1 protein-coding gene is annotated in these 22,480 nt (G+C 54.5%); it reads left to right on the top strand.

Going from position 1 to position 22,480, the window contains the following annotated elements; all coding sequences use genetic code 11:
* Nucleotides 1-16: 16 nt before the first annotated feature.
* A complete protein-coding gene (locus AC0V6O_RS06880) occupies nucleotides 17-21,760 on the top strand; it encodes a tandem-95 repeat protein (RefSeq protein ID WP_486142666.1) in 21,744 nt (7,247 codons plus the stop codon).
* The last annotated feature ends 720 nt before the right edge of the window (nucleotides 21,761-22,480 follow it).

Here is a 22,480-nt window from a genome sequence, read left to right on the forward strand (position 1 = left end):
CGATCTATCGCAGAATTTGGTCGCTTGGCTGGAAGACGGGTTAGGTTCTGGCCTGACTGATTTGCTTGGGATCGACAATATTCTAGACAAAACTCTGCTGCTTGAGGTTCTCAATGCAGAAAGGGTCTATGCAGGTGCAGGCGAGGATGTCCTGTTAGCAGGGGTTGATTTTTCCAACCTGCCGACCGGCGTAACCGGCCCGTTCCAAGAGCGCCTAGAAGGGGACCTTTTTGAAGAACCTGGTCTCTTGAACAGGATTATTGATGCGTACAAGAATGCACTAAAAGATCTGTTTGGCTCCGATGAGCAGGAAGAACTAGAGTTCCTCACCTCTAGCAATTTTGATATTGGATTTGATGCGACCGTTGAGCTGTTTGGCGGGGCGGGCGACGATGCTATTTTTGTTTCCGCTGGCGAGGGGTCCAAGGTCGTTGGCGGTGCCGGTCAAGACTTACTTTACAACAGCTCTTATAAAGGTGAGCTTTGGGGAGATGGACTTGATGGACGTGGAGCTGCGGAGGGCGATGCTGATGTCTTTTGGTGGTCCGCTGGCTCTTTCATCAAGGATGCCGGAAAGAATGACCGGCTCCAACTCTTCGGATTGCCTCTGGTTGGCGGCACTAACGAGAGCCTGTTTGGCAGGTCGTTAGAGAAGGGGACCGCTCGCGATTTCTTTATCCCTTGGGTGACCTACGGGCTAACTGATAGCGGACAACTTCTTGTCGACGCTCAGACGGGCCCAGGAGCAGATTTGGATCCGAGCGCGAGCGAAGATGAAATTCTCAAAATCGCTCAAGTGGTGGAGAAATGGGAGAGCGGCGATCTTGGGATTGAGTTTTCTATCTTCCGTAGTCCCGAGGATATCGCGCGTAATGGCAATGGTACTACCACTTCTTTGATCAATGCGCTTTTCGCGTACATCGGTGATTTTGCTCAGGCGGGTCTGCGTTTCGCGAAAAGTCTCAATTGGCGCCCAGAAGATGATCCCCTGGTGCTCGATCTCAACGGTGATGGCTTGGTCTCCAAGGGGATCGGCGCGGTTTATTGGGACAATGATGGCGATCTGTTCGGAGAGCGTTCTGGCTGGCTCAGCGGTGAGGATGGCTTCCTTGTCCATGATGCGGATGGTGATGGTCAAATCACGGCAACTGAGCTGTTCGGCGGACCGGGGCTGTCTGGCTACACCGAACTCTCCGATTGGGACAGCAATGGCGACAATATCGTCGATGCGAATGATGTCGGCTTTGGCGATCTGCAGATTTGGCGCGATGCCAACGAAAATGGGATTACAGATGCGGGCGAACTGCATGCGCTTGCGGCATTTGATATCACGGCCTTCTCGCTCAACGCGCAGCCGGTCAATCTGGTCACCGCCAATGGTACCACCATTCGTGCAGAGAGCTTCTATGCGCGCGCTGACGGGACCACGGGCGCGCTGGGTGAGCTGATCTTTGAAACCGACCCCAGCGATACGCGCTATCAGGGCGATAATCGTGTTGCAGGCTTTGTGCCCAATGGCGCTTCTGGCGATCCGATTGATGCATTTGGTTATGGTATCACCACCGATTTGGCAGTTGCGGCGAGCAATGATCTGGAGCTTGCCAAGCTGATCGAGAGCACGGCTGCAACGATGACCGTTGCCGACCTTGATTTGCTGCGCGAACAGGCGCGGCCGCTGCTCGGCGCGTGGGCGAGAAGTCACGCGGACTCGCTGGAGCTTGGCGCCGCTTTGATTGGCGCTCACGGGACGCTGCTCGACCATGCGGTGTATGATGAAGATGAGAACGGCGGGTTCTGGACTTTGGCGAGCGGCGCAGATGTGTTGGCCAGCGATGGGTCAGCCATTGCGCGCGCTAGTTTTGAAGATGTGCTTGCGCAGGTCGCGGCCGATGGTGCGAGCTGGCAGGCGATCCAGGGGTGGAGTCCGTCCAGCCGAGATTTTGCGCCCGAAAACCGTCTTGAGACTGCCTATCTGGTGAGCACCTCAAGCGGCGCGGCTGCAGTCCTCGATTATGCGATCCGACAAACTGATGCACAAGGCGAATTTTGGACACTGGCGAGCGGTAATGATGTGCTTGCGGGCGATGGCTCGGTGATTGCGCGCGCGTCGCTTGCTGACATCACGGCTCAGGCAGCGACGGCCGGCAGCGAATGGCGGATGGAGGACTTCGCCGAACCCGTTCCTGACGCTGGATTTGAGCGTGCGGCGTTCTATCTGCGGGACGGCGTCGTAACCGACTATTCGATTTGGGTTGATGACGGGAACGGTCTGTTCGCTGTATGGGCCAGCGTGTTCGAGCAGGCCCTAGAGAGCCAGGAACTCTACGGTCCAAACTCATTCGGATTGCGCGGGTTTGAGCTCGACCTCGACACTCTGCCGGATGCCGACAACAGCGATGATAGCGCAGTGCGCGTTGAGATCATGACGTTGGATGAAATCCAGTTTGCTTTTGCCAGCGGCGGCGAGACATTCAGGCCAGAACTGTTCGTCGCTCAAAGCGAGGCCGACAATACTCTCAGTTACGATTTTGATATTGATGACACCAAGGAATTCGCGGCAACGCTCGCCAATTCTTACCTTGCGATCGGACGCGCGATGGCTGTGCGTATCGCCAGCCAGGGCGGTCTCGCGCAGTATTTTGAGGGCGTGGAATACGACGCCGCGAACGACACGTTCCAAGCAACATCTGGCCGTGAGCTGATCCCGCTCTTCACAGCCATTCTCGCCGATGCACCAGTGGGGGCAGATCAGACGGTTGACTATTTGCGCGAATGGGACCGAGTGCTGCAAACTGTCTATCCTGACTTTAAGCGTAACGGTAGGGGGCCGCGCAGCCAGGCATTCCTGATGCAAATGATCGTTGCCGGGTTTGAAAACTCACCGGTTGATGCAAGTTTCCTGCAAGTGGCTGAAGCGCTTTCGATTGACGAAGAGCGCGTACTGGCTGCCGATGCCGCAAATGCCGACCTGGATGGCACCCGCGGCGATGATCTCATTTATATTGCGGGCGGCGCCACCGAAGCGCGCGGCGGTTTGGGTAGTGATGTCTACGTTATCGGCCGTGACTTCGGACAGGTTACGATTGAGGACGTGGAGCCGATCCTTCAGCCAGGTTCATCGGATTATTTGCGCTTCTCTCATCTCACCCCGGATGATGTGTTCGTTACCAAGGACGGTGCTGACCTGATCATCCAAGAGGTCGGAACCGATAACATCCTGACTATCCGCAATCAGTTTGAAGGGCGCTGGCCCGGCATCTTCGGCGGCGATTTTTCCGACAACACCGAGATTACCGAGATTGTCTTTGCCGATGGCACGGCATGGGATTTTGTCGATATGGCTTATGCGGCAAGCCATCCCCTCGACAGCAACGATGTCGTGCTTGGCACGGAGTCAATCGACGTACTGGATGGCGGTGCGGGCAACGACATTTTGATCGGTGGCGGTGACAGCGATCTTTATGTCTTCGACTATGGATATGGTGAAGACCTGATCCGTGACGAGGAGAATAACCCGTTCCGCGAAGGTGTTGACCTTGTCACCTTCGGCGAGGGTATTGATGCAGAGCGCCTAAGCTTTCAGCGGATCGGAGAATCGAACGACCTCATTATCCATCTACTTGATGAAGATGGCGGACGAACCGGCGATATCCTTACGATTGAGGGGCAATTCTTCCAGTTGGATGCCTTCATAACGACCGTTAAGCCGAACCGAATTGAAATACTCGCGTTTGAGGATGGCACCTTCCTTGACGAACAAGCGATCCGTGATCGTGTGATTGCTGAAGCTAAAACTGATGGTGAAGATGCAATCTTTGCCTTCGACGAATCTGAAACTCTCGATGGCGGCGCAGGCGACGACCTGCTGGTCGGGAAGGATGGTGCCGACACTTACATCTTCGAACGCGGTTACGGCGATGACGTCATTCAGGACCAGTCATTCGAAGTTGGCATCGGTGTTGTTGAGACCATCAACCGCTTGCAGCTTCGCGGGATTAACGCGGCCGACATTGAAATTCTGCGCGATCCCGGCTCACCTACAATCGGTTTGCGGATCAAAGACACTGGTGAGACCGTTACGCTCAAGAACCAGTTCCAAGTCACTTTTGTCTTCTTCACAATCTGGGAAGACAATGTCGACCTGATTGAATTTGCCGATGGCACGGTTTGGGATCAGGATCGTCTGGGTCGCGAAGTGCTCGCGCTGGAGCGGACTGATGGCGACGACACGATCATCGGGTTCGATTGGTCTGATACGCTGGATGGCGGCGCTGGGGACGACCGGCTTGAAGGCGGCCTCTACAACGACACTTATATCTTCCGTGAAGGTTACGGAACCGATACTGTATTCGATACCGGGGCTGGGAAGCACCCGTTCCTGCCTGCCGGTTTTGATACGCTCGATCTTCGTGGGATCAGTCTTACGGACGTTGAGTTCAGCCGCGCTGCGAACAATCTGACACTCACTCTCCGCTCGACGGGCGAAAGTGTAACGCTTGAAGGTCAGTATGATCGTTTGGGCGACACGGTTATCGAAGAACTTAGCTTTGATGGTTTCAAAGTTGATTGGCGCGATCTGGGTGCCGATGATATCGATCTGATCGGTACTTCAGGCGACGACACACTGATTGGCACCCATTATGCCGAACGCATTGATGGGCGGGCTGGCAACGATATTTTGATCGGTTCATCCGATGGTGACACGTACATCTTTGACATTGGCTATGGTCAGGACGTGATCGATGACACAATCGATGCTGGTAAATATCGTGCAGCGGATACGATCGAATTCGGGGCCAACGTAAGCTTCGCCGATGTACGCTTCACAAAAGAAGGAGATGATCTGCTCATCTCGTTCGAAGGATTTACCGACTCGCTGCGGGTTCTGGATCAATTCGGTTCGGTTCTTGCCGGGGTTGAGAATTTTGTCTTTGCCGACGGCAATACGCTGTCGATTGAGGACGTTGAAGAGCAGTTGCAGATCGCCGGAGGAACGCGCGGCGACAATATCCTGAACGCTATCGATGATCGACCGAACATTCTCGACGGACGCCAGGGTGATGATCAACTCAATGGCGGTTCGTTTGGCGACACCTACCTCTTTGGCGTTGGCTATGGTTTCGACACCATTACCGAGAAAACCGATGCAGCTTCGCAATCAGGTGCGGTTGACCGGGTTGTATTTGGCAGACTGGTTGACCCGGCGGATGTTGTGTTCCGTGCAGACGGGACGAACCTGATTGTTACAATCCCAAGCTCAGGTGAGCAGCTGACTATCGTTGATGGTCTTGGCGCGCGTCAGATCGAGGAATTTGACTTCGCCGATGGTACCGTTTGGGGGCAAGCAGAAATCCGTGCTGCTTTGCTGCGTGGAACTGATGGCGATGACCTGCTCATTGGTTTCGATAATTCTGATGATGTGATCTCTGGCGGCCTTGGCAGTGACCTGTTGGTTGGCAAGGCTGGCAACGACACTTACCGCTTTGGCATTGGCGATGGGCTCGACGCTATTGAAGACAGCGCGGGCGTCGATCGCGTTGAGTTTGGCGATGGCATCTCCGCCGATATGCTGCGCTTCTCGCAGGTCGACGAAGGCCTTCTCATCAGGCTTGAAGGACTTGATGATAGCCTGCTCATCCGCGGCGGTCTGAACCCAGACACTGCCATCGAGACTGTCGTATTGGCTGACGGGTTTGAGTTCGAGTTTGAGGACATCCGCAGTCTTATTCTCGCTGGCCAACAAACCATCAATGACGACATCATTAGAGGGTTCGCTAACCGCGCTGATCTGCTCGAGGGCGGCGAAGGCAATGACGAGTTGATCGGGCTTAGCGGCGATGACTTCTATGTAATCGGCGAAAATCCGGGCATCGACATTATCTCCGATACCGGCGGTCTTGACCGCATTCGTTTCACAGCGGGCCGGTCTGAAGACGTCATTGTACGGCGTGTTAATCCGGGCTCAGGTGATATTGCTATCAGTTTCGCGGGCCAGGACGGCGAGACTGTGGTGCGCGGAGCGTTCGCGCAAGGCACATTAATCGAGGAGTTCGAGTTTGCTGACGGCGTGGTCTTCTCGGGCGATGATTTACGCGCGCAGATGCTTGCCGCCGCGTCGACTGATGGCAATGACCTGATCCAGGGCTTTGGTGATCAAGATGCTCCGGTGGGAACCTTTGCCGGTGGACGCGGTGACGATATCCTGATCGGCCAAGCTAATGGCGACACATTCGTGTTCCGCAGGGATGATGGCAGCGATGTAATCATTGATACCGGAATTGGAACCGACACGCTTCGGATCGAAGGCTACCCGCCGTCTGAGGTTAACTTCGAAGCGCTTTATCAAGGCAGCAGCGATGTACTGGTCAGCTTTTCTGGCACCGATGATCAGATCATAGTGCGCGGTCAAGCAGCCGGCGGATCAAATGGTATCGAGCTGATTGAGTTCAGCGATGGCGAACAAATTTCCCGCGCCCAAATCGCGAGTATATTGGCGCCCGGCGGACCGTTGGCCTTCACCGATGGGAATGACACTATTTCCGGCGGGAACGGCGCAGACACCATCCGTGGCGGGTTGGGCAATGACGTGCTTAACGGAGTGCTCGGGGCCGACACGCTAATCGGTGGCAGCGGTAATGATACACTGCGTGGCGGAAGCCAGAATGACACGTACGTGTTTAATCTAGGCGATGGTCGAGATATAATTCGCGATGAGCGAACCAACTTTAGAAATGCAAATATTCCTGGTTCGGATACGATCCTTTTCGGTGAAGGAATTGACGCCTCGATGTTGCGCTTTTCAACCTCAGGCAATGATCTCATCATTGAGATTTCCGGCACTTCTGACCGAATTGTAGTTCAAGGTGGTTTCCGCAACAGCTTCGGCAATTTTGAAACTGCGATCGAAACGCTGCGTTTTGCTGATGGCAGCATCATGTCGAACTTCGAAATTACGCAAGAGATGCTCGGCGGAACAGACGCTAATGATCTTGTGAGGGGGAGCGACTACAGTGAGACCCTAACCGGCGGCTTAGGTGATGACACACTGGATGGCTGGATTGGGAACGACACGCTGATCGGCGGCAAAGGCAATGACACGCTTTTGGGCGGCAGCCAGGATGACACCTACATCTTTAATCTTGGAGATGGGCAGGACACCATCCGGGATGCGCGTAGCAACAATAGCAACGCGAATATCCCCGGAAGCGATACAATCCTGTTCGGCGATGGCATTGACGCCTCAATGTTGCGCTTCGCGACCTCAGGCAACAATCTGATCATTGAGATTGGCGGAACATCGGACCGCATTACGATAATTGATGGTTTCCGAAATCGTTCGGGCAGCTTTGAAACTACTATTGAGACCCTGCGTTTCTCAGACGGTAGTACGATCAGTTACCGCGAGGCGGTCGAGCAATCATTTGCTGGAACAGACGCCAATGACGTGCTGCGCGACGATACCTTCTGGTCTACGATCAATGGCGGTGATGGCCATGACACGATCGATGCCTGGTACGGAAATGATATCCTTATTGGCGGAACCGGCAACGATACGCTGCGCGGTGGCAGCGGCGATGATACATACGTATTCAACTTGGGTGATGGCCGGGATGCTATTCGCGATGAACGCAGTGATTTTGCGAACCTCAATGGAGCAGGCACTGACCGCATACAATTTGGTGCGGGCATTGATGCGTCAATGCTGCGCGTAGCGCAAAGTGGTTCAAATCTTGTCATTACGATTGAAGGAACTGAAGACCGCCTGACAATTAGTGGTGGATGGAGCGATACACGCTATCGGATTGAGAACTACGCTTTTGCTGACGGTTCGGTTCTCTCTCATGATCAGGTCAAGACCTTGCCGGAACTGACTACTGACAATCGGGACGTATTAGAAGCCGAACCAGTCGTTGTTGGCAGCCCGCAAGTCGATCTCATTCGCAACGGAGGCTTTGAAGAGAGTCCCGAAGGCGCTCCTGGTACAGCGGCGAGCTGGAATAATCTGTCGGGTGGTAGCGTAGAGATTAACGGGATTGATCCCAACGCCGGCGCAAATTCAGTCCAAATTGGTACATTCACGGGCAACCTTGGCGTGGAACAAACCATATCCGACCTTGCTGAAGGCGAAGTGCTGTTGCTTACATTTGATCATGCTAACCGTGTGATTTTTGGCGTCGGATCGTTCGCTGTATACTGGAATAACGATCTCATACTTACGGTTGCGGAAGCCGAAACTGACTACGTAACAACGCTAGCTCAACTTACTGCGGTTGCAGGTGACAACGTTCTCTCGTTCCGTACTGTAGGTGATGGCCTTGTAGTGCTCGACAATGTCCGTCTTCTCCAAGAGGAAGAGATTTTCCAAGGTGACACTTTGGCTGGCCAAGATGGCGATGATACCCTCACCGGAAGCGATTATGATGACACGCTGATCGGCGGTACTGGAAATGATGCGCTCAACGGCGGAGCTGGCGATGACGTTTACGAATTCGCTCTTGGCGATGGCCAGGATAGTCTGACCGATACGGCAGGCATCGACACACTTCGTTTTGCGGCTGGCATAACTGCCGACCAAGTCCTCGTTCTGCAATCGGGCACTGACAATATCGTGCTGGACTATGGCCCGGGAACCGACCGCGTCAACTTGGTCGGAATGCAAACTCAAAGCAACAAACCCATTGAGTTTATCGAATTCAATGATGGCACGGTATGGACAGCCGAGGATGTAATCGCTCGCTCTCTTGAAGCAACCGATGGCGCTGATACGCGATATGGCACGAGTGGGAACGATGTGCTTTCCGGTGCTGATGGCGATGACTCGCTGTTCGGACAGGTTGGCGATGATGAGTTGCTCGGTGGCCATAACAACGACCGCCTCGAAGGCGGTGCGGGCAATGACACCTACGAGGGTGGTGGCGGAAGCGACACCCTCGTCGATTTGTCTGGCGATGAGACCTATCGCTTCGCGCGCGGCGATGGACGCGACACGATCACCGATAGTGCCGGGATTGACCGCATCGAGTTCGGCGCTGGAATTACGCTTTCCGATCTGATTATTGAGCGCACGACAACTGACCTGCGTATTTTCGTCGCGCCAGATAGCGATCAGATTACCATTGCAGGAGCGATTTCCAATCCTAATCGTATCATCGAAGACGTCACCTTCGCAGATGGATCAAGCGCGACATTTGCCGATCTTGTCGCACTGGCTCCTTACACCAAGACTGGTGCGAACAGCCTTAATTTGACGACAGGTGCAGACGATTATCAAGGCGATGACGGTGCCAATGCTATTGCCGGTCTGAGCGGTGATGATCAAATTTCAGGCGGCGATGGCAATGACCATATAATCGGCGATTCTGGTAACGATACGTTGCTTGGGCAAGCTGGCAATGACCTGTTGGTGGGCAGCGCTGGTAATGACATTCTGGATGGAGGAACCGGCGACGATAATCTGCAAGGCGGAGCCGACAACGATACTTATGTATGGCGTCTTGGCGATGGGCAGGATCGCATAATTGAAAGCGATGGCTTCGATACCATCGAAGTCGACGCGAGCATTCGATTCCAAGATGTCATTGTCTTGCGCAACGGCACTGCAAACCTCGAACTACGCGTCGAAGGCACCGATGATCGGATCATCATTGAAGGCGCGTTGGCGAACGTTGCCAATCAAGTTGAAACGATACGTTTTGCCGATGGCCGTGAAATTTCTCACGCCGATTTGGCCGCCTTCGCAACGCTCGGGACACCGCGTGATGATGTGTATGCCGGTCTATCAAGCGCTGATGTTCTTGCTGGTGCCGCCGGAAATGACAGGCTCTTTGGCAATGGCGATGATGATAGCTTAAGTGGTGACGAAGGTAATGACTTTGTCAGCGGCGGCGATGGCAATGACATCATCACCGGCGGAACAGGAAGCGACCTGCTGGAAGGCGATGGAGGCAACGACACTTACATCTATGAAGTGGGCGATGGCCGCGATGTTGTGCGCGATTCAGCGGGAATTGATCAGGTTCGAGTTTCTGGTCTGACAGGCTCAGACCTTACTGTGCGCCGGTTTGAAGCGGGCAATAACGATCTTCTGCTTGATTTCGGAAACGGGAATTCGATCATGATTGTCGATGGCCTCAGGGCTGATCGACCAATTGAAGAGATTGTGTTCGTCGACAGCGGCGAGACTATCACGCACGCTCAACTTGTAAGCCGAGTCATCTCCGATCTTGCTTCCGATGAAAGTGATACGATCCTTGGCACCGAGCTTGCCGACACGCTGACCGGCGGCGCTGGACAGGATATCCTTGCTGGAGGTCTTGGAGACGATACTTACATCTTCAATTCCGGTGATGGCACTGATCGTATCGTTGATACAGACGGTGCCGCTGACCGGCTTGTGTTGAGCGACTTCACGGCAGCCGACATTAGCAATTTGTTCCGCAGTCCGCCTGCGGGCTTCGATTTGATCATCACCTTCCAGTCGGGCGATACGGTTATTCTGGCTGATGCGCTGCTCGATGGCGATGAAGGCGTTGATCTGATCCAATTCGCTGATGGCGAGACCATCACACCGGATGATTTGCGCGCCGACTTGCTCGCCGGTTTCGACAATGCCAGCGACGCACAGATTTATGGGTTTGCGGGCGCAGATAATTTGGCTGGCGGTGCAGGTGATGACTCGCTGTTCGGTCTTGGGGGCGACGACACCTATATTTATCGCGCCGGCGACGGGAACGACCGGATCGAAGACAATGGCGGTGGCACTGACCGTGTCATTATCGAAGGCTATGATTCCACCGATGTTCGGCTTTCTCGGCTTTTCTATGCGTCAACGGGGGCTGCCCTTACGTTCATCGGTTCGCCCGAAGACTCGCTGACTCTGGTCAATCTGACCTCTGAAGGCGAAGATCGCATCGAATTTATCGAATTTGCTGACAATGTGGTGTGGGACTTTGCAACCATTGAAGCACTGCTGGGCAACAATGTCCCTGTGGCGAATCCAGATGGCTTCCGCGACGTTGTTCAAGGCGAAGTGCTCGAGATCGACGGTGCAAGTCTTCTGTCGAACGATTTCGATGCCGACGAAGACCCGCTCAGCATTCAAAGCTTGGGTGAGGTCCGCGGAGGCACAGCAATATTGCGCGACGATGGCGTGATCGAATTTACTGCTGATCCGGACTTCACCGGCTTTGCATCGATTGCTTACCTGGTCAGTGACGGACGCCAAGGTTTCGCCGATGCCACGCTGTCAGTGCGCGTGCGCCCTGTTGCGCTCGCGAATGACGACACCGGCATCACGGTTCTTGAAGATGAGACTTTGGTAATCCGTGATCGCGATCTGTTGGCAAACGATGTCGACGGTGACCGTTTTGAGGTTTCCCAAGTCAAAGATGCGGTGGGCGGGACAGTGTCGCTCTCCAGCAATGGCGATATCACCTTTACGCCATTCGCCCAGTTTAATGGCAGCGCCAGCTTCGTATATGTGGCGAACACACCTGATGGCGGGCGCGATGAGGCGCTGGTGGAAATCAACGTCTTGGCGGTGAACGATGCGCCTGTTGCAGCAAGCGACGCCACAGGTCTGTCTACCAACGAGGGCGTTCCTATCGTTATTGACGCTGCGGCCGCTCAGGCCTTGCTAAACAATGATAGCGATATTGACGGTGATACCTTGTCGATTTCAGGGGTCTCTGGCGACGGGAACATCAACGCTGAGTTGAATGATGACGGCTCAATCCTCATCACTCCGTTGGGAGATTTCTTTGGCCAAGCGAGCTTCGCCTACATTGTAGATGATGGGGCGGGCGGCACTGATACTGCAAGCGCAACACTGTTTGTGAACCCGGTCAATGATGCACCGATCACTGGGGCCGATAGCTTGACCACGGACGAAGACACGCCGATCTTCATATCTGGCGATCAGTTGACCGCAAATGACTTTGACCCCGACGGGACACCGGTTGTCATTTCCGCAGTTGGATCAGCCTCAGGCGGTCGCGTTGAACTGTTTGAGAACAACACCATCCTGTTCACACCAGGTGCAAATTTCAATGGCTTGGCGAGCTTTGCCTATGTGGTCGACGATGGCGAGGGCGGCGTCACCAGCGAAACCGTGTCCGTGGAAATCAACCCAGTCAATGATCGGCCAAATGCGGTCGACGACAGACCGTTTGGACGCAATGGCAATACCGCACTCGTCACTCAGCAAGATGAAGTGCTGATCATTGATCCAGCATCTCTGCTTGGCAACGACTTCGATATCGATAGCGCCGGTTTCGCGCTCGACACAGTCACGAACGCGATCAATGGTGACGTCGAGCTTCGCGATGATGGGTTAATCTACTTTACGCCAGATGCCGATTTCTGGGGCTTTGCAAGTTTCGATTACGTCATCTCCGACGACGAGAATGCGGTCGATGATGGCAATGTGAGCGTCTATTTCCGCCCAACGGGTAATGTCGCGCCGGTTGCGGTGGACGACCAATTCACGGGCGTTGAAGACCAACCGCTGATCATCACGCGCGAGCAGCTGCTTGAAAACGACTTCGATCCGAATGGTGATGATATTGAGATCATTGGCCCGATCACCAGCATTGGCCTGTCTGCTAGCGATGTTCAAACCTGGTTCTGGAACGATGATGGTGATCTTGTTGTAGTGCCGCTGCCAGATCTGCCGGGAAGCGCAGCTTTGTTCTACACCATCACTGACGGTGTCTTCACAGATAGAGCGCGCATCGACGTTTCGTTCGCGCCCGTGGATGATGCTCCGACCGCCGCGGATGATGGCAATTTCGAAAGTGGGTTTGGCCGTCCGGTTGTGCTGCGGATCAGCGATCTGAAAGCCAACGATTACGATATCGACGAATCACGTTGGTTGTCGCTAGGCGGCTTTGCGCATCGCTTTGGCGCGCCAAATGCTGAAATCTTGGACCAATTCACTACCACGGACGGTACGGCCAGTATCTATGGTGATGAGTTCATCGTCATTGAATTTGACACCGCCTTTAGTGGTGATCTGACGCTCGGATACACCCTAGAAGACCCAAGCGGTCTGAGCGACCTGGCAGACGTGTCAGCGACGGTGGATGCACAGCGGGATCTTGTGATCGAAGGTTCTGAACTGCGCGACTTGCTGATCGGCTCTGAAGAGGGTGAAACACTGGTCGGCCTTGACGGCATCGACGATCTGTTTGGCCGAGCTGGTGACGATATTCTGCGCGGAGGCGACGGAGCAGATTTGCTGGATGGCGGCGAAGGCTTCGACATTGCTGATTTCAGCGACTCTGAGGTGGCGATGCGCGTCGATATCAATGCCCGCATTGGTCAAGGCGGATTTGCCGAGGGTGACGAACTGGTCTCAATAGAAGGTCTGATTGGGGGCGCGGGCGGTGATCAGCTGTTCGGCACTGATGAGATCAACACGCTTGCTGGCAGCGAAGGTGACGACTTGCTTGATGGCCGCGGAGGCGATGATACGCTTTCTGGTGATGACGGCGACGACACGCTGATCGGACGCGAAGGTGCTGACATTCTTGATGGCGGCGCCGGTAGCGATACCGCAGACTACTCAGACTCTGCCGATCCAGTTGCAATCTCGCTTGCCGATGGCACGGCAAGCGGCGGTGATGCGACGGGCGATACGCTCACAAGTATTGAAAACCTGATCGGCAGCATCGGTGATGATGCGCTTTCTGGCGATGGCGAAGCCAACTTCATTGATGGCGGGCGCGGTGATGATACGATTGCTGGCGGGGCTGCTGATGACCTTATTGATGGCGGCCGCGGCGGTGACATGATCGATGGCGGCGAAGGCGTGGATACGGCTCGTTATTGGCTGTCCGAAAGCGGCGTTTCAATTGATCTCAGCGCAGGGACAGCGAGCGGCGGTGATGCGACAGGCGACCAGATTTCCAATGTCGAGAATATCATTGGTTCCGCTCATCAGGATACGATTGTTGGTGATGCGAATGACAATGTGATCGCAGGCGGAGGCAGCGGTGACATACTCGATGGTGGTGAAGGCGTGGATACGCTTGACTACAGCGACAGTGTCGGCGGTATCGCAGTCGATCTTGGATCGGGAACCGGTTCTCAAGGCGATGCTGATGGCGACGTCGTGAGCAATTTCGAGAATGTAATCGGGTCGCGCTTTGGCGATCAGATTACCGGCGATGCGGGAGACAACTTGCTCGACGGGTCAATCGGTGAAGATGAACTCATCGGTGCAAGCGGTTCGGACACTTACCTGCTTTCTCGCGGTAGCGGCTCAGACACGATTATCGAAGCGGCGTCATCAAGCGACAATGATACACTGCAGATTGTCGGTGACTTTGGGCCAGATGCTGTGAGCATTTATGCCGATGGTGACGATCTGGTTATTGAGCTTGAACAGGATGAGGGCGTCCAGCCTGACCTGGTGCGCATCAAAGATCACTTCCTTGGTGATGGTGCCGGGATTGAAACTCTGGTCTTTGGTGATGGGACTGAGTGGGACCGCACAACGATTGAAGCAAATGCCGCCAGCAGCAGGTTGCAGGCTGAACGCGATATTGTCCGTCTTGTTGATGAAGACACAGCCTTCACCTTCGATGCATCCGAGTTGCTCATCAACGACATCGCGCCAGACGGGGCGGTACTGACCGTCATCTCGATTGAAGCGCAAAGCGGCGGCTCAGTAACGTTGAATCCCGATGGCACGATTACCTTCCTCGGTGATCAAGATTTCAATGGCGATGCCTTCTTCCGCTACCGTTTGGCAGATGAAACTGGCCGCATTTCCTCTGCCTTGGTCGAAGTCAATGTTCGCCCGGTCAACGATAATCCGGTCGCGATTGATGATGAGGGCGGTTTCGTAGTCGACGAAGATGGCTCGGTCTCGATCCCATTTGCCTGGTTGCTGGGCAATGACAGCGACGTTGATGGTGATACGCTGACGATCGATGCATTTGAGCGCATTGACGGTGGCAACGGAACGGCCAACATCGAACAAGGTGGCTTTGTCACTTTCCGCCCTGATGCCGACTATTCGGGATCGGCGGGCTTCCGCTATCGTGTTTCAGATGGCGCAGGCGGTTTCGATTTCGCCGAAGTCTCGGTAGAAGTGCTGCCAGTTAATGATGCACCGCGTCCAGCCAATGATGATGCCACCGTGCGTTCTGGCAGTGACATTCTCATTGCAGTCGCTAGCCTCTTGTCGAATGACAGTGACCCTGAAGGTGACGCGTTCTCCTTTGCCGGAATTGGTGCAGGGCAAAACGGGACTGCAACACTCGAAATCATCAATGGTGCGCAATTTGTCCGATTTACCCCGGATGATGGATATGTCGGTGCCGCCAACTTCACCTATTCAGTCAGCGAAGATGCAACTGGACTGATTGGCACAACTTCAGTCAACGTTACCGTCCTTCCACCTAATGATCCGCCAGTTGCCAATGGCGAAACACTGGACGGGCTCGAAGATACCCCGCTGGTAATTGATCCGGCGCAATTGTTGGCCAATGATTTTGATCCGAATGGAGACACCCTCTTCATTTCGCGCTTGGATGATTTTCCAGAGCAAGGCAGCGTAGAGTTTGATGCTGATGGTAATATCGTCTTCACTCCAGCCCCTGACTACAATGGGCCAGCATCCTTCAAATATTGGGTGAGCGATGGCGAGTTTGAGGTTGAAGCGACCGCCTCAATTGAGGTTGCGCCGATCAACGATGCCCCAATTGTGGCTGATGATGAAGGTCCATTCATCGGTGATGAGGACAAGGTTTTCGTCATTCGAGCAGCGGACGTGTTTGGAAACGATTCGGATCGCGAAGGTGATGTTCTTGAGTTCGCTGAATTCGAAACCGACATTGGCCAGATTGTTCGGGCAGGAGCCAATTTGCTCCTTACGCCGCCGCTCAACTACAACGGCCCGATCTCTGTGCGCTATCGTGCACGCGATGAAAAAGGCGCTGTGTCTGAGGACTTCGCCACTGTTACCATTGAAATCGCTGATATTGCCGATGCGCCAGAAGCCGTTGCGGACAGCTTCGTTACCGCGGAAGATACACCGCTAGAACTGAGCGCTATCGATCTGATTGGCAATGATACCGATGTTGATAGCACCGATCTCAATTTGGTTGCGGTGCAGAACGCCGTTGGCGGTGTGGTCTCTCTAGTTGACGGTGTTGTCACCTTTACGCCAAACGTAGACTTCTTTGGTGATGCCAGCTTTGAGTATCTTGTAACGGATGGAGACACCAACCCCGTTACCGGCACAGTCACGATTGATGTGACACCGGTCAATGATGCTGTTCGCGTAACTGGCGATTCCTTCGCTACAGATGAAGACATCGCTCTTAATCTGGCGCCGTCAGTCTTCCTCGCGAATGATATTGATCCAGATGGCGACACAATCACAATTACTGCTGTCACTGCTCTAACAGAAGGAGCCACGGCAGTTATCGAGAGCGATGGCACGATCACGCTGACCCCGCCGGCCAATGCGACCGGTCAAATACGGTTTGAATACACTGTGTCTGATGAAGCTGGCCTGGAGACGACTGGCCAAGTTAGCGTCTTTGTCGCGGCCGTGAATGACGCGCCGGTTCTTGAAACAGCATTGGCTGACCAATCCAGCGCGGAAGATACGAGCTTTAGCTTCGCCATTGATCCGGCAAGCTTCTCGGACGTGGATGACAGCATGCTTACGCTGTCCGCCCGTTTGGCAGATGGATCAGGCCTGCCTGCTTGGTTGGCATTTGACGGTACTAATTTGAGCGGCACACCGCCCCAACACTTTAATGGAGCGCTTGAGATCACCGTTTCTGCGAGTGACGGTGAATTCACAACATCGGATACGTTTACACTGACAATTGATCCGGTGAATGATGCGCCCATGTTGGTTCAGGTTTTGCCGGATGTTACCGTTTCTGAAGACACAGCGATCTTCGTGGAGCTTCCAAGCGATACCTTTATCGATGTCGACGGCGATGCACTCACTCTTAGCGCGACCATGGCCGATGGCAGCGAATTGCCGGCATGGTTGAGCTTCGACGGCACAGCTTTTGTTGGCACACCGCCGCAGGACTTCAATGGCGCTATTGATCTTGTGGTTAGCGCGAGCGACGGCGAGCTTTCGGCTCAAGATAGCTTCACATTGACAATTGATCCGGTGAATGACGCACCAACTCTGTCTCAAACCCTTGCGGATGTCTCCGTAGATGAGGATACATCAGTCAGTGTGTCGCTCCCAGCGAATGCATTTGCGGATATTGATGGAGATGTGCTGACTCTGAGCGCAAGCCTGTCTGATGGCAACGAGTTGCCCGCCTGGCTAAGCTTCGACGGTGTCAATTTCACTGGCACTCCTCCGCAAGACTTCAACGGTTCGCTTGAGCTGATAGTAACGGCGAGTGACGGGGAGTTGACCGCTGAGGATAGCTTTACGTTGTCGATTGATCCGGTGAACGACGCGCCGGTCATCGCGCGGGCGTTGGCCGATGTATCGACCCTCGAAGATCAGGCGGTTTCTATAGCGCTTCCGGCTGATACCTTCGCAGATGTTGACGCCGATGCTCTTACACTCACGGCGACCTTGTTGGACGGCAGCGATCTGCCTGAATGGCTGAGCTTTGATGGCGAGGCCTTCACCGGCCTGCCGCCGCAGGACTTCAATGGCACGCTTTATCTTTCAGTCACCGCGTCCGATGGTGAGCTGACAGTGGAAGACACTTTTGCGCTCAGGGTGGATCCGGTGAACGATGCGCCAATCCTCACGCAGGCGCTCGCGAATGTGTCGTCACCAGAAGACAGCTCAATTTCAATTTCGATCCCTGAGAATACCTTTGCCGACGTAGACGGAGATGAGCTCATCCTTAGTGCGGCCCAGGCTGATGGTTCTGATTTGCCGGCTTGGATCACCTTTGATGGCACGGCCTTCACAGGCACTCCGCCACAAGATTTCAACGGGGTGGTTAGCCTTGCTGTGACGGCGTCAGATGGTAGCTCGAGCGTGGTTGAGAATTTCACTTTGACTATTGACCCAGTGAACGATCAACCAGTGTTGATCCAAGCATTGCCAGATGTTTCAGGGCTTGAAGATCAGGCAATTGCATTTGCTATCCCTGAAGGCACGTTTGCAGATGTGGACGGCGATGCGCTTACTCTTTCGGCAGCATTGCTTAGCGGCGCGGCATTGCCGGAGTGGCTCAGCTTTGATGGCACGACCTTCACTGGAATACCGCCGCAAGATTTCAATGGCTTCCTGGATGTGACGGTAACAGCAAGCGATGCTGAGGACTCAGTATCTGACAGTTTCCGTGTAACGATTGATGCCGTCAATGATGCGCCAGTGCTCACCCAGCCACTGGCCGATATTGCTTCGCCAGAAGATGCAGCAATCTCGATTGCTATACCAGCGGATGCCTTTGCCGATGTAGATGGTGACGCGCTGACGCTAACCGCGACCCAGGTCGACGGTTCAGCTTTGCCAGCATGGCTCAGTCTTGATGGCGATGCTCTGACCGGAACACCGCCGCAAGATTTCAATGGCGAGTTGGCCATTGAGGTGACGGCAAGCGACGGCGATGAAAGCGTCTCGATCGCGTTCACACTGACGATTGATCCAGTGAACGATGCGCCGGTTCTTACGCAGCCGCTGGCTGATCTTGAGTTGCTCAGCAGTGATAGCGCCTCCATTGACGTATCGAATGGTGCGTTCTCGGATGTCGACGGAGACGCTCTGACGTACTCGGTTGCGCTGGCTGATGGTGCTGCGCTGCCAGACTGGCTTCAGTTTGATGGAACAGTGCTCACCGCATCTGACCTTCCAAATGAGGATATAGCACTCAGCGTGGTTGTGACTGCGTCTGATGGCAATCTCTCGGCCTCAGATGAGTTCGCTATTACGATTGAAGGCGAAGATACGGACACTGGCGATTCTGAAGGCTTCACCTTCAGCAGCCTCAACAGTTGGTACAATCCGGCTTGGGGCGGCGGCTACAATGTGACCTTCGAATACGAAGTGCAGCCAGAGGCCATCGCGGAAGGCGAGCTGCGCGCTTGGGACATCCTTGCCACGTATGACGGTCCAGGCACGATTGTTGGCGGGTATGTCAATGGCTTCCCTGGACCGGCAAGCTTTGAGATCACAGCGGAAGGCGCAACCTTCTCGACCGATGGTCAGAATTATCAGCCCGACCTAGCAGAAGGGCAGACCTTCCGGATCACTGTTCAAGTCGATGGTGCGCCGTACACGCCAGGTGACTTTGCCTTTGCAATCTTTGACCGCGACCCAGAGTTCAATCTGGCCGATGATCAACATAGCGTTTTGACAGTTGCGCCGACCAATGATTGGGGCGGCGGGCTCAATCAGAATGTCTCGTTCACCAATACGAGCGACGTCGACATTGATGATTGGCAAATGGTGCTAAGCGTTCCCGAAGGCGTGAATCTGACCATCACAAACGTCTCGGGCGCAAGTGTCACTGAGCTCGCAAACGGCGACATCTTGTTTGAAGCGTTAAGCTGGAATGAAGAGGTCGCCGCAGGAGGTCAGGCAAGCTTTGGCTTCACGGCCAACTATTCAGGCGTAAGCAATCTCACTTTTGGCCCTGAGGACTTTAGCTTCACCGATAGCGATGCACGCCAATTTGACGTTGTGCTCGCCTCCATTGCTGGCGAAAATGCCAGCGCAAACTGGTCTTATGGAACGGCGCAGGACGATACTTTGACCGGCAGCAATGCCGCAAGCAATCGCATCTTTGGAGCGCTTGGTAACGATGAGCTCACCGGCGGAGCGTTTGGCGATTGGCTCGCCGGTGGCTCCGGCGATGATATCCTGAATGGCCTCGAAGGCGATGACGTCTTCTGGGGCGGGCACGGCAATGACAGCCTTTATGGCGGGCTTGGCTTTGACACTGTCCAATTGCTCGGCGAGCGAGACAGCTATTCCATCGTCACGCAAGGCGGTGCGCTGGGCGTGCAGATCAATGATCTCTCTGCGATCGCGCATGGTGATGATGGCATGGACCATCTGTCATCTATCGAACAGCTTGCCTTCCGGGGCGGTGAGACGCTGAACATCACCTCGCCGATCATCCTTGATCTCGGCGGGGACGGCATCACCACTGTTAGCGCCGCTGAAAGCGATGCTCTGTTTGATCTGGACGGCGATGGCCTTGCCGATGACACAAGCTGGATCTCCGGCAACGATGCGTTCCTCTATCTGGACCGTGACGGCGATGGCACAGTTTCTGGCGTTGCAGAGATCAGCTTCATTGATGATGTAACGAACGCGGCGACGGACCTTGATGGTCTTGCCGCATTCGACAGCAATGGTGATGGCGTGCTCAATGCCGACGATGAACGCTTTACAGAGTTCGGCGTCTGGCAGGATGCCGATGGTGATGGCGCGGTGGACGCTGGCGAGATCGCCAGCCTTGCGCAGGTTGGCATTGCGTCGATCGATCTCACTGGCACTGCGGTAAACGGCACCGTGGAGTTTGGCGAGGTGGCGATTGCCAATACGGGAAGCTTCACGCTGGTGAACGGCGCGCGCCGAGAGTTTGCCGATGCGGCGCTGACCTACTTCTCAGCGGCTACCAATATGACTGAGCTGAGCGTGACGAATTATGACTTTGATCGCAAAGCGAAGAAGTACCGGATCCATATCGGCGACGGCGTTGTGTCGGTAGATCGCAAACGCCGCCGCTCAGATAGCGCGGCAGGGGCTGGGCAACTGGGCGCGAACACGCTGCTGACATTCGGTAACAAGACCTACGGCCGCTTTGCGCCTGTTGTTCTCGATCTCGACGGTGACGGCGTAGAATTGGTCAAACGCAGCAAATCAAACGCTGCCTTTGACTATGATGGCAATGGCGGTGCTGACGACACAGGTTGGATTTCGGGCGACGATGGCTTCTTGGTGATTGACCGAAACAATGACGGACTGATCACAGAGGCTTCCGAGCTTTCACTCGCAGCAGAGAATGACGACGCGCGCAGCGGGCTTCAGGGCCTCGCTGCCATGGATAGCAACCGTGACGGCGTGATCGACGCTGATGATGCAAGGTTTGGCGAACTGCGTGTTTGGCAAGACCGCAACGCCAATGGCCGCACAGATAGCGGCGAGCTGATGACGCTGGAAGAGGCCGGAATTGTTTCAGTCTCGCTTGCCGTCACTGGCCTTCAGGACCGCGTTAAGGTGACCAAGAATGCTGTGACCGCGACCTCGAGCTTTACCCGCTCAAACGGCACGACCAGCACGGTTGCCGATGTGTCGCTGGCCTATCAGCCTGGTGCCGGTGTTCGCGCCGCCGCAACAACTGACCTTGGGACATTTGACACATTCGCAAGCATCCAAAGTCAGTTCTATGCGGACTTGTTTGAAACCGAAGCACAATTGCCAGCCAATGATGAAATCTTCGATCTGCTGCGCTCGGGCGACAATGATGCGCTAACACGCTTGTTTGCCGCATCAGGGCCATCGCAGGCTCCAGTGGGAAGTGTCTCAGTGGCTGCTAATCAGAATGCGTTTACTGGGCTGCAATTCACCAGCGAAGCGAGCGAAGGCCAGTCGTTGCAGGTCGCGCCATATGAGCGTGCCCTGTTGCGGGAGCTAAATGAAGCTGAGTACAATCCAGAACTGGACGAGGCGCGCGCTAACTTTGCCCGCAGACTGATGATGATCAATCAGGATATGGCTGTGTTCGGCGCTCCATCAGCAATGGACGGCGCGCGGCTCGATCCAAGGTCGGCCTACATTCCAGAGCTGTTCGTGGCTTAGGGGTATAACGCTATTTCCGGCCCAAATGCGGACTGCATTTAGGCCGATAACGGAATGTTGTTTTTGATGTATGATAACCGCAAAGTCGCCGTTCACCTGTCGCCCCAGTAGCGGATAGCTGGTGGCTCTTAACTTACTATATGGATGGTCAGATTTCAGTCATCTCTGAGAGATTAAGTGAGTTCTCTATGTGGACGTTGAAGTAGCGTACAGTGTGTGCGATTTTGGAGTGACTTAAGAGGATTTAGGGCGCATGTGTGTTGTCTTTGACTTTGTCGATGATCAGGGCTTTGGTTTGACGAACGAATGAGTTCCAAGCTCCTCGAACGAGACCATGGCCCTTCATCGCCCGATCCCTCGCTGCGTTTCGAAAATGCAAGATAGGTAGGCTTGTTTTTGTTATTCTCGCGATATCCATATCGCAGTATCCGCAGCTTATTAGCCAGTGAGCGCTAAACTCGACGCTGATGCCGGTTCAAGGGCACAGCCTCCACTGCGTCAGCCCCCAAACTGACTGCCTCTCTTTGTTGAATTTTCCCCTGAAAACGCTTCCACAGATCGCTTCATCAACAGCAGGCATCGCACGATCTATTTTCTGCCTCGAAGCGACTTCACTGATAAATTTTGTCTGCCGATTTTAGTCCAACGCCCTTCTTTGTGCCAGTTTCACTTGCAGAGCGCCTCACAAGCCACCTACTCTCTCAGCTAGGATAGAGAGGA

The organism is Erythrobacter sp. JB2-19, assembly GCF_057365005.1.